This is a genomic window from Shewanella sp. GutDb-MelDb (genome assembly GCF_002836075.1).
In the GTDB taxonomy this organism is placed as follows: Bacteria; Pseudomonadota; Gammaproteobacteria; order Enterobacterales; family Shewanellaceae; genus Shewanella.
Map to the genome: position 1 here is coordinate 33,474 of NZ_PJBM01000247.1, position 11,474 is coordinate 44,947.

The window sequence follows — 11,474 nt, forward strand, 5'->3', positions numbered from 1 at the left end:
TGACCTAGGTCAAATATTGTACTTTGTTACACGTTTATACTTGGTGTTAACAACTCCGGAATATTGTCTTATTGAAAACACCTAAGTTTAATAATGTGACAAAGGAGGCCGTTATGGCTGAGTTCAACACTGAGCAGATCCGCAATTTGGCTGTGCTCGGACACACAGGATCAGGAAAGTCCTCGTTATTAGAAGCATTGCTGTTTCGTGCGAATGCGATAACCTTAAAAGGCAGGGTCGATAAGGGCACAAATCATGCTGATTTCACTGCCCAAGAAAAATCCCATCGCCACAGCTTAGAACCTTCATTTCTCAATCTTGATTACGCCAACCACCACATCAACCTTATCGATACTCCCGGTTTACCCGACTTTTTCGGCCGTGCACTGTTGCCGCTACCGGGTGTTGAGTCGGTGCTATTGGTGATCCATGCGGGTGTTGGTATTGAAACCGTTACAAAACGTGCATTTGAAGCAGCGCGTAGCCAAGGCAAAGTCGTACTCATTGCGATTAACCATATTGATGGTAATGAAGCTGGATTAGCGGAGTTATTGGGTAATATTCAGCAACAATTTGGCCATCGTTGTCTGCCCATTAACTTGCCCAATGCCGCAGCCGACCAAGTCGTTGATTGCTATCTTCATTGTGATGAACAAGCTGAAACCGCCTTTATCGGGGCACAGGCCGCCCGTGATGAGTTAGTCGATACAGTGCTTGAAGAAGATGAGCAGCTTATGGAGCTGTATTTGGATCAGGGCGAGTCGTTAACGCCAGAGCAGCTGCATGCTCCGCTTGAGACTGCATTGCGTATGGGGCATCTAGTGCCCGTTTGTTTTACCAGTGCAGAACAAGATATCGGCATAGGTTCGTTGCTAGAACTGTTAGTGAAATTACTGCCAAATCCACTTGAAGCCAATCCGCCGCTATTTGTTAAAGGGTTTGGCAAAGATGCTGTGCCGATCGATGTCAGCCAAAGTCCAAATGATCACGTATTAGCACATGTTTTTAGGGTGTCAATTGATCCATTCTTCGGCCGAATGGGTGTATTTAGGCTTTACCAAGGCACGTTAAATATTGGAATGAAATTGTTTGTTGGTCACGGACGCAAGCCCTTTAAAGTGAGCCATTTGGCTAAGCTACAGGGGGATAAACTGATTGATGTTAGCCAAGCCATTCCAGGTGATATCTGCGTGATAGCCAAAATTGATGAACTAGAAGTGGGCGCTGTGTTACATGATAGCCACGATGAAGACGAGTTTCATCTACCTGAAATTAAGCTGCCTCAGCCCATTTTTGGTTTAGCCGTATCACCAAAGCGGCGCGGGGATGAGCAAAAAATATCCGAAGTGCTGCATAAATTAGTGGCGGAAGATCCCAGCCTTCAGATTAGACGCAGTGAAGCACTGGGACAAACTATTTTACAAGGGCTGGGGGATCTCCATCTGCAAATAGTATTAGAAAAAGCGCAAACCTTGTTTAATGTCGATATGGACACAGATACACCAGCCGTCGCTTATCGAGAAACGATATTGGCAGAGGCTGCAGCCCGTTTTAGGCATAAAAAACAATCAGGTGGTTCGGGGCAGTTTGGCGAAGTTGAACTTAAGGTTGAACCACTGCCGCGGGGGCAAGGGTTTGAATTTGTCAGTAAGGTGGTGGGAGGGACTGTACCGAGTCAATATATACCCGCAGTTGAAAAAGGCGTTCGCGAAGCCATGTTAGCTGGCGCGCTTGGCGGGTTCCCTATGCAGGATATCAAAGTCACGGTATTAGACGGCAAACATCATAATGTTGATTCGAAAGAGATAGCGTTTGTTATGGCGGGTAAGAAAGCCTTCATTGATGCAGTTGCACTGGCACAACCTGTGATTTTAGAGCCTATTGTTGATATGCAGATCTCGGTAGAGCAAAGTCATGTCGGTGAAATCACGGGTGACATGAACGCTTCTAGGGGCATTATTTGTGGCACTCAAGCTAAGGCTAGTGGCATTGTTGTCGTGAGCGTTGAAGCACCACTGGCGAATGTTGGCGATTACTCCACCAGGCTCAAATCGATGACGGGTGGCGATGGTGTCTTTTCGATGAGTTTTAGTCGCTATGGCATTATTCCTGATAAAGCATTTAAGGCTTTGGCGTTAATTGAATAATCAGTATGTTATGTAACATCTTGTGGGGCTACACGCTATTTTGCGGTATGCCCCTCTGTTGTTTTGCGGTAAAAGAGGCCACAATGATCCTATAAATCACCGTTATTGAGCTGTCGTTGTCTAACTCTAATCCTCCCTGCGTAAACTTGTATTTCTGCCCGTTATCATCTTCATTGATTAAGAGTGAAATAGCGGCGACGATCCGCTCGTGGTTACCACAAGATGAAATTGACAAGGTCGATCGTTATATTCAGCAAACCGCCAAAGTACAAGGTTTGATGGTTCGCGGATATTTACGCGCATTGTTGTCTCACCATGGAAAATTACAGCCTGATGAGTGGCAATTTGAATATGGTGAAAAAGGTAAACCGCGGTTAACGCAAGCTCAGTTTGAGCGAACAGGAATAGATTTTAATCTTAGCCATAGTGGCGATTGGTTGCTGTTAGCTATCCATCAACAGCCTATAGAGGACAAGGTTCCATCGACACTGGAGCTGGGAGTCGATATTGAGCGCTGCCGCACAAGTACCAATATCCATTCAATATTAAATCACTACTTCTCTGAGCCAGAAACCGCCGCGTTACTTGCTTTACCCAATGAGTTACAGCGTGATCGCTTCTTTGATTTATGGGCATTGAAAGAGTCTTATATCAAGGCTAAAGGGTTGGGTTTAGCGTTGTCGCTTAAATCGTTTGGCTTTGATTTAAGCACAATGGAGCAGCGTATATTGGCACTTAAATCGAGCGAACACACTAAATTTGGACAGTTAAAATCGGGATTTAGTCAGCAGATGGTGTTCAAGCAGGGGGTTGCTTTACAGCTCTTTAGCAGCAAAACAGAGGTGATGGTTGCTGCTACAAATGACACGCTGGTGGAGGAAGCGGCCAATTGGCATTGTGCTTTGGGACATTTGGATGACGATTATCGCTTTGCTATTAGTGTTAAAGGGCTAAGTTGCCAACACAAACCCATCGAGTATGACGCAGAAATAGCCTCGATTAATGATGTCGTTAAAGCGATGGCTTAGCGCTGGGGAAGCGGTGTCAATATGGCTGATAGAGAAGGGACGCGATATGCGTCCCTTGTGATGTGTTAGCTTTCTTGGCTTGTTATTTCTTAGGTGTTGGCACAATTTCAAATTCTGGATTGAATTCCACCATGCTGCCCGCTATTTTACTAAAGGCTGTTTTGTCGCCTGTAATTTTAGCATCACCCGATGCCAGTAGTGCTTTGAGGGTTGTCTTGCCAAGTAGGATTTGGGTCACGTCTGATTTATTGACGATGAGGTTAGCATCTGCTGTTTGTTCATCATCCACCACATTGTTACTCAAGTTACCGTTGCTAAGCTCAATGTAGAGAATACTTTTGGTATCTGGCGTGATGATGTTCATCTTCACTAGACCGTGTTTCGCTGCTTTTTGGCTATCGATTTTCACGGCTAAAAAATCGAATAAGGTTGGCATATCCATCTCACTAATCACATCTGCTGATGCTGTTTTAGGAGCCCCTTTTTGAATGCCTACACGCAGCTCTTGGGCGCCGGTTAAGTAGATGTTTCTCCAGCCTGCACCTTCAGATTGATAACCTAATTGCTCATAGGTATCGGCTAAAAGTTGTCTTGCTGTATCATTATTAGGATCGGCCATAATGACTTTGTTTAATGCTGTAGCAACAAAGCGATACTCCCCTTGGATGTAGTCACTTTGGGCTCGTTTAACCGTTGCTTCCGCGCCCCCCATATACTCTACAAACTTGGCAGATTCTAACTTTGTTGTTAATGGGTTTAAGTTGGCAGGGTTCATATCAAAGTAACCTAAGTACTTATTGTAAACCGCTTTGGCATTATGGCTATAGGTGCCGTGATAACCGTTGGTGTGCCAGGTTTTATAGACAGTCTCAGGAATAGTCGCTTGTATTGCATCGCCAATATCTTGAATGCCTACGCCATTATTGGCCAGCCTTAAAGTTTGGTTATGTACCAGACCATAATTATCACGTTGTAGGCGCAAGAATTGATTGACCTCTTCATTGCCCCAAACTGGCGCCGAATGTGCAGAAAACAGTACCTCAACTTTGCTGCCAAAGGCAGTGATCATTTCGTTGATATCTTTTGACCATTTTAGTGCGTCACGCACTTTTGCCCCGCGTAAGGTGTAGATGTTATGCATACCTTGGTAGGTCAGTTCGCCGCTCCAAAGTGCATTCTTTGAAGGAATAAAAGTTATCATCTCAGATTCTGCTTCAGTACCTGATGCATCCATAAACACCATTTCAAGCCCATCTATCTTAAGCGTTTCCCATTTGCCTTTGCCATTTAAGGTGTAGTCTGGTGCGACATAGGTGATTTCACCTTTTGATAAACCTTTGCCCAACGCGGCATCGACAATACCGTGGTTATCCTTACCTAAAGTGGCCCCATATTGATAAGCTGCGCGGCGACTCATCGCGTTTCCAGCCAGTACGTTTTCATCAACAATCTCTTTGGCGATGTTGTGTGATCCATAGACTTTCACGTCAGGAAACATCTCTTGAACGCCGCGAGCACCACCAAAGTGGTCAGCATGACTATGAGAATAGATCATGGCTACCACAGGAAGTTCACTGCCTTCTGGCAAGTGTTTTAGTGCGAAGGTCAGTGACGCCTTAGCCGCTTCTTTAGTCAGTAATACATCGTAAGCAATCCAACCAGAATCGCCCTTAATGAGAGTTAGGTTTGATAAGTCTGTCCCGCGTACTTGATAGATCCCGTCGCTCACTTTATATAAGCCATTAGGCACCATATTAAGTTGAGCTTGACGATAAAGTGATGGGTTGACCGAATCGGGGGTTTGCTCACCAATAAAGGCAAATTCAGCGCGCAGAATGTCTGCAGTCGCTTTATCAAATTTTGCGATAAGATTCTTAGATGATTGCTCAAATGCGGTGGTATCTGCAAAGTTGAGCGTTTGGGCAATGGCTTGGTTATGCTTAATCGTATCTGCAGTCGCGGCCTTGCCCTCATAGTGCACGGTTATATGGTCGTGTTCATGTTGTGCAGCATTTGCAGTTGAAGACAGGCCCAGTGTTACGCTACTGATGATCGCGATTGTAAGCGGAGATATTTTCATTGTGATTCCTCAAAGGTCGTTCATAGAAGGTTCATAGCAGGCTCTTAGCAGAGTAGGGGAGCCTGAACCGAGTCAATACAAATTGAATTGAGGCTAGTGTAGAGTGCTTGTGTTATTTAGTAATTATCGCTAGATTGCTAATTAATATTCACAGTGTAAATAGTATTGAGTCATATGCCGCAGACAAAACAGTTTGACCTTAATCTATTTCCGGTATTTCTTGCCGTGTATCGCTGCCGCTCATTTAGCCGCGCCGCAGAACAACTTGATTTAACCCAATCTTCAGTCAGTAATGCGATTAACCGCCTTAAAAAACAGGTAGATGAAGAGTTGTTTAATCGTGTTGGACGCGGTGTTGAACCTACAGCTGCCGGACATGATTTATATCAACAGTTGGAGCAGCATTTCAATGCTATTGATGGTGTTGTTGCGGGTTTGGAGAAGTTTGACCCTAAAATACATCAGCGTGAATTCTACGTGTATGCCAATGAAGTGATAATGCAACTATTGCAAGCGCCAATAGATAAGCTGACGGCTGACTTGGCGGTTGATATTATCTTTAAGGAGCCGCCATCCAATGAGGAGCAGTTACAGTCTGACTTGCAGTTTGAGCGTATAGATCTTGCCGTTGACATAATGAGCCAAATACCAGTGGCGTTAAATGCAGCCCTGTTGATGCGCGATAAGTTGGTCTGTGTGGCGAGAAAAGATCATCCAAGGATCCAAGATACACTTAACGTTAATGCCTATTTTGCTGAAAAGCATGTCATCTTCAAAATGCGGCGCTCAAATCTAGCCATCGCGGAACTTTATAGCGAAGCCGTCATGCCGCAACGTAAAACCTATAGTGAGCAATCGTCGCTACTGACCATGTTAGCCACAGCATCAAAAAGCGATGCTATTGCCATCGCTTCCACTCATTATCTTAAAGAGTATGCTGAGCTGTTTAATCTGACGCAATACCCATTGCCTTTTGATACAAGGCCAATTGAGTACCATATGATTTGGAGTAAAAAGTTGCAGAGCAATAGCGCCAATGCTTGGCTAAGAGAGATGATAGCTTTACAAATGCAGGCGCTAGAGACTTAAAAAATAAAACCGAGCATTAATACTCGGTTTCGTGATGTCTTATTGTCTTGCTAAGCGTTGGTTCTCAGCTGGGTTTTCAAAATCACTACGATAGGGGTTGATATCTAACCCGCCACGTCGAGTGTAACGCGCATAAACCGTTAATTTTGCACATTGGCAGAAACGTTTTAAGTCGACAAAAATACGCTCGACACATTGCTCGTGAAACTCATTGTGCTGTCTAAATGAGATCAAGTATCTAAGCAGTTTTTCGCGATCAATTTTAGGGCCTTGATAGCGGATCATTACCGTACCCCAATCAGGCTGAGAGGTAATTAAGCAATTTGATTTAAGTAGATTAGAGGTTAGCGTCTCGGCAACCATCACTTTGTCATCAACACTGTCGACAAGGTAGTCTGGGTTAAAGTTGTAGTCGCTGACTTCAATATCCAAATCATCGATACAAGTGCCTGGTAGTTCTACAATACGTTGATGGCTAAAGTTTTTCGGTTCAATTACTTTAACGCTAACATCACCTTGTGCACATTGGCATAGATCTTTGGTCAAGGTAGATTGAACCGCTTCAACATCATCAAATTGAGTTTGGTTAAAGCTGTTCAAATATAACTTAAACGACTTAGACTCAATTAGGTTGGCACTTTGAAAGTCTAGGCTAAACTCCGCGATGGCGACCATTGGCTTACCTTTGGCATTTAGCCATGAAAGCTCATATCCGGTCCAAATATCACAGCCGTGAAACGGCAGTTCGGTAGTAAGGCCTATTGCGTCACGGTTCAACTTACGCGGCACGCCCTGCAGTAAAGACGCATCATAATGTTCTTGGTAGCCTGTGGACTTTCCTAATGTAAGCTCTGAAAGTTCGGGTGCGTCACTATAGGGATCATGATGTTGTGTCATCAATACGGTTTCCATGTCAAAATAGACTCTTATTATAACTGATTTTGGGATCGGCTTAAGTGTCTTCTTTACCTGCTCTGGATATTTTTTTAAACGACTACCAACAAGCCTACTTAGATGCGTTGGGAGAGTACCCTCGATATTATGCGCAGCAACAAGCGTCAGAGTGTATTTTGGGCGATGTTGACGTTGGTTCTGAAGAAGCATTGCAATGGAAATCAGTCTCGCGTGACGTGCCGGGTGTTTTTGATAATGTCGAACATGCACTAGAGCTATCTTTACATGCCGATCTTAGTGCATTTTATGGGGCACATTTTGCCGCGCCATTGATGTTTGACTCACCTTGGGGAACGGGAGAGTTATTGCAGGCGTGGAGCCAGACTGATTTTGAGTATCTACAGCAGAATATCATCGGACATTTGATGATGAAAAAGAAGCTCAAACAAGATCCTACCTGGTTTATTGGTGTGTTTGATGATGAAGATAAAATGATCACTATTAACAATACCGATGGCAGCGTTTGGATTGAAATCCCTGGGGAAAATCAGAGTAAAAAGTTAGCAGATTCGTTAAATGGTTTTATCGCTGAGCTTACGGCGCGAGTGACGCCACCGGTTAAGCTGGTGGAAGAAGATATGCCAGTACTCGATCACCCAGGTATTTGGCAGCGTATGAAAATAATGTGGCAGAACTTACGTGGGAAATAGCGGGTAAAATTTAACGCTAGAAGCTTAAACTATTAGCTTGAAAGAAGAGGTCTAAATTGCACTGCAATTTAGACCTTTTTTGTCTCTTTTAGAGATGATCCCAAGAGATATTCGACACGATACGGCATGGTTCGCAGCGGAAGTGAAACATATCCAATAGCGGCTCATCTAATAGCCAGTGGTCACTACCACATTTTGGACAGCAACGTTTTTTCTCATTGGCTAGGCTTTCTCCACCAACGCGATAAAGATAGTAATAGGTTGGGATTTTTGTCAGGAATTCAACTCGGCCACGCAAGTCCCAGCCGCGTCTAAAGAGGTCACTTTTGTGGCTGGTTAGCTGCTCAAGTGCTGCAAACTCGGCTTTAGTCCCCGCGGCCATTTGTATTTCATCACAAGCTTGCCATTCGGTTTGCCAGCGGATCAGCCGTTTATGATCGCCATTGGCTGTCGCTGGTACTTGGTAAAGTGGAATTGGCTGCAGCGTATCACCATTTCTTAGTGGCGAGCACATATGCACATAACTGGTATAAAGCAGCTGCCAACTTGGTGTCTCTTGGCTAGACACTTCTGAATTGATATCTTGGCCAATATACTTCTCGCGAGGAGCAAGTAGTTTAGCGTCTGTTAATTCAATTAAGGTTTTCTCGACCCAAGGGCTATTAAATCGCTTGGCAAGGCTACTTTTTTCTGGCATCAACAAGCGAGCTCTAAACTCACCGTCATTGAAAGCGACAGCAAATTCTCGACCGAGTATTTGACCATTGGCGCGATAAGCTTCTAACAAGCCATTAATGGCTTTTTCGGCGGCAGTGATTGTCGTGTTATCGAAGCATTCAAATCTTAATTCAACAACATGCATTATTTCTTGGCTCCACTAGCATTAAGCGATGCTGATTCAAGCGCTGTTAATCTGTTGATTACGGCTTGATAGTTGGTTTTAAGGGTTAACAGCTCCTGCTCAAGTTGCGTAATTCTTTGCTGTTGTTGAGTGTTGGTTGGAAGTTGCAGAGGTGCTTGCGCTGATGCGGTTAACTGCGCCTTAGTCGGGATTGCGGCTTTGTCTACAGCATTCATCGATTTGTACTGTTGTAAGCCTTGGATCAAAGTCAGCATTGCAACACTGACACCTAGCTTAGTTTTAATTAATGCAAGAGTGGGTTTTTTACCTTCATCGCTGAGCTGTTTGGCGGCGCAGAGTACTTGGTCTAGAGGGCTCATCGTTGGTTAAATTCCTTACTCATTAGTATATTTAGTTCATTAACAGTAATTAATTAAAATTAAATCATTATTAAACAATGCTTTAACATGTGGCATGTAGTTTGCTTTAATGATATTTATAAAATCAATATAAATACAGGAAGTTAATGTGAAGAATAATCTACTAAGTTTAGCGTTTTTTGGGATAGCAAGCATAGGGTTAACTGGTTGCGTTATCAATGTAGGTGATGGTGAATCTGATTGGGATAACAATGGAGCTTGGGAGAAAATCCAAGAAAGTAACCGTGACGGCCTATCGAGGATCTCACTGGGGATGTCAAAAGAGCAGGTGACAACGCTAATGGGTACTGCTGATTTTAATGAAGCCTATATCCAACAAGATAAAGAAGTGCATGTGCTGTTTTATCGCACACAACGAGTTAAGGGCGACGGCAAGACAACCAAAGATGAGTGTACTCCCGTGGTTATTAGCAATAATGCCGTTGTTGGATGGGGCGAAAAGGCCTACACCAAAATATAATTATCTTTCTATATTTCTTTAATATGGTGAAGTTACTTTCTTAATAGGGTGTCTAAATGGTCAATTAAATCCGACCATTGGGCATCTTCCGCTAATGCCTCTGCTAGAAAATGTTGCTGTGATATTGTCCAAAATCCCGCTTGATGAATAAGCAGCCCTTTAGTAATCGTATGTTTTCGTATAAACAGTTCAATTGCTTTAGCATCACTTGGTAAACCGAGCTGTTGAAATAGATGTTCTAGATCCAAAGGGGTGGTGTCCATGATTAACGCTCCGTTGCTATCGTGTTGCTTCCAGTATGGTAGAAAACGACCTAATCCTCCAAGTTTAGTATCGATACTTTTTGACACCCAATGACTCATCAGATGCTCGTTTTAGAACAACATTAAATTTCTGACAAAGTGAATGTTGATTATTAATTGCACTTTTCTATGGGCTTGTTACATTGGTATTTATGTGATCTAGGTCAAGGAAAATAACAATGGAAAATCAAATCATGGAAGAGTGTCGAGCGGTCTATCTAACGGCTGAAGATTTACGTATTGCCGCCTCAATTCTTTACAATGCTTACCACGATGATCCATTTTTTATGGATGCACTCTATGATGATGACAAGGTGCAATATGAGCAAAAACTGCGTGGCGCTATTCGTGAAGAGTTAAATGCGCTGTGGCAACAGGAACAAGGGTTAATCGGCATGTTTTCTGGAGAACGACTGATAGGGGTTGCCTGTATTGCCACTCAACAAGTCCCGCTTGGTGAAGCCCGTTACTGGCATTGGCGTTTGAAAATGTTGATAAGTGCTGGTTGGCAATCGACCCAAGCTTGGATCAAAAAAGAACACCAAATTATAGAAAACCTGCCCAATAGTCGTTGCGGTATTTTGCAGTTCATTGCTATATCAACAAATGAGCAAGGCAAAGGTTACGGTAGTCAATTAGTTAAAACAGTATTGAGTTGGTGTGATGAACAGTTGCAGCTTGATGGCGTTGGTGTGTTTGTTAGCGATCCAGCACATATTGCATTATTTTCGAATCATGGTTTCGACAAATTGGAGGATCTAGAAATAGGCAAGGTGACGGGGGAATTGATGTTTTATCGAGGCCAGACTAATGACTAAACGTTTTAATAATTTCGCTGAATTCTATCCCTTTTACCTGTCGCAACATCAAAATATAACGTGCAGAGCGCTACACTATATTGGCAGCTCTCTGGTTATCTTAGTGACTATTTTCGCGCTCTATTCAGGGCAATGGTTACTGTTATGTTTGTTACCCGTCATTGGTTATAGTTTTGCTTGGATTGGGCACTTTGTATTTGAAAAGAACAAACCGGCGACATTTAAATATCCCATTTATAGTTTAATGGCTGATTGGGTGATGTTATTTGAAGCCTTTTCAGGCAAGAAGAGATAAAAATATCGGATTCGGATGTCCTTGGCGTAAGAGATCTCTTACTTTTATGTGGGACATCAAATGGTAATACTGTTGATATAGTCACTATAGATAGTCTTAGTTGTTTATAATCAGTACGTTATAAAAACCCCTACAAGTTGCGTAAATGTTACGATCTTGAGTGTTTGCTAAAAGACCGTCGCACTGGACTGATAAGCGTATAAAGTTAACTCAAGCAATCAATTGGTAAGCCTTGTTAGCGATAGAGTTCGCTGTAAATCATCATTACCATTTTGATTCTCAAGTTTACATATTTAGTGAGTGGATAGGCCAGCTGCTAGTTTAAGGATAAGTTAGCAGCCATTGGATATAGATATTTTAGTCATATCTA

At 43.1% G+C, this 11,474-nt stretch carries 12 protein-coding genes; 7 read left to right on the forward strand and 5 right to left on the reverse strand.

The window, feature by feature from the left end; all coding sequences use genetic code 11:
• Window positions 1-113: 113 nt before the first annotated feature.
• Together fusA and CXF82_RS16315 are read left to right on the forward strand one after the other, a co-directional pair.
• A complete protein-coding gene (gene fusA / locus CXF82_RS16310) occupies window positions 114-2,147 on the forward strand; it encodes an elongation factor G (protein WP_102044578.1) in 2,034 nt (677 codons plus the stop codon).
• A 116-nt stretch (window positions 2,148-2,263) separates the two neighbouring features.
• Window positions 2,264-3,175 carry a 4'-phosphopantetheinyl transferase family protein gene (locus tag CXF82_RS16315; RefSeq protein WP_102044579.1) on the forward strand — a complete coding sequence of 304 codons (912 nt, stop codon included), beginning with the start codon at window positions 2,264-2,266 and terminating at the stop codon, window positions 3,173-3,175.
• Window positions 3,176-3,257: 82 nt separating this feature from the next.
• Here CXF82_RS16315 and CXF82_RS16320 read toward each other — a convergent pair whose 3' ends face one another.
• On the reverse strand, window positions 3,258-5,255 hold the full coding sequence (locus CXF82_RS16320; RefSeq protein ID WP_102044580.1) for an alkyl/aryl-sulfatase: 1,998 nt from the start codon (window positions 5,253-5,255) through the stop codon (window positions 3,258-3,260).
• 174 nt (window positions 5,256-5,429) lie between these two features.
• On the opposite strand from CXF82_RS16320, the gene CXF82_RS16325 reads away from it, so the two are divergent.
• Entirely contained in the window at window positions 5,430-6,344 is a 915-nt protein-coding gene (locus CXF82_RS16325; RefSeq protein ID WP_101092706.1) for a LysR family transcriptional regulator, read from the forward strand.
• 39 nt (window positions 6,345-6,383) lie between these two features.
• On the opposite strand, the gene queF is transcribed toward CXF82_RS16325, so the two are convergent.
• Complete coding sequence (queF, locus tag CXF82_RS16330) at window positions 6,384-7,241, reverse strand: NADPH-dependent 7-cyano-7-deazaguanine reductase QueF (RefSeq protein ID WP_180961077.1); 858 nt, start codon at window positions 7,239-7,241, stop codon at window positions 6,384-6,386.
• Window positions 7,242-7,300: 59 nt separating this feature from the next.
• Here queF and syd point away from each other — a divergent pair, with 59 nt between their 5' ends.
• Complete coding sequence (gene syd, locus CXF82_RS16335; protein ID WP_102039344.1) at window positions 7,301-7,948, forward strand: SecY-interacting protein; 648 nt, start codon at window positions 7,301-7,303, stop codon at window positions 7,946-7,948.
• Window positions 7,949-8,036: 88 nt separating this feature from the next.
• On the opposite strand, the gene CXF82_RS16340 is transcribed toward syd, so the two are convergent.
• Window positions 8,037-8,810: a Zn-ribbon-containing protein gene (locus CXF82_RS16340; protein WP_101092709.1), complete on the reverse strand. Its 774-nt coding sequence runs from the start codon at window positions 8,808-8,810 to the stop codon at window positions 8,037-8,039.
• The gene (locus CXF82_RS16345) at window positions 8,810-9,169 is read right to left on the reverse strand and encodes a hypothetical protein (protein WP_101092710.1); all 360 of its coding nucleotides are present in this window, start codon (window positions 9,167-9,169) and stop codon (window positions 8,810-8,812) included. The genes CXF82_RS16340 and CXF82_RS16345 overlap by 1 nt, the downstream gene beginning before the upstream one ends.
• Window positions 9,170-9,317: 148 nt before the next feature.
• Between CXF82_RS16345 and CXF82_RS16350 the strand changes: the two genes are divergently transcribed.
• Window positions 9,318-9,689 carry a DUF3192 domain-containing protein gene (locus CXF82_RS16350; protein ID WP_101092711.1) on the forward strand — a complete coding sequence of 124 codons (372 nt, stop codon included), beginning with the start codon at window positions 9,318-9,320 and terminating at the stop codon, window positions 9,687-9,689.
• A gap of 32 nt (window positions 9,690-9,721) precedes the next feature.
• On the opposite strand, the gene CXF82_RS16355 is transcribed toward CXF82_RS16350, so the two are convergent.
• Entirely contained in the window at window positions 9,722-10,051 is a 330-nt protein-coding gene (locus CXF82_RS16355) for a DUF2789 domain-containing protein (protein WP_308304388.1), read from the reverse strand.
• Between the two features lie 119 nt (window positions 10,052-10,170).
• Here CXF82_RS16355 and CXF82_RS16360 point away from each other — a divergent pair, with 119 nt between their 5' ends.
• Both CXF82_RS16360 and CXF82_RS16365 read left to right on the forward strand, forming a co-directional pair.
• A complete protein-coding gene (locus CXF82_RS16360) occupies window positions 10,171-10,809 on the forward strand; it encodes a GNAT family N-acetyltransferase (protein ID WP_101092712.1) in 639 nt (212 codons plus the stop codon).
• Window positions 10,802-11,104: an Mpo1-like protein gene (locus tag CXF82_RS16365; protein WP_101092713.1), complete on the forward strand. Its 303-nt coding sequence runs from the start codon at window positions 10,802-10,804 to the stop codon at window positions 11,102-11,104. The genes CXF82_RS16360 and CXF82_RS16365 overlap by 8 nt, the downstream gene beginning before the upstream one ends.
• Window positions 11,105-11,474 lie beyond the last annotated feature (370 nt).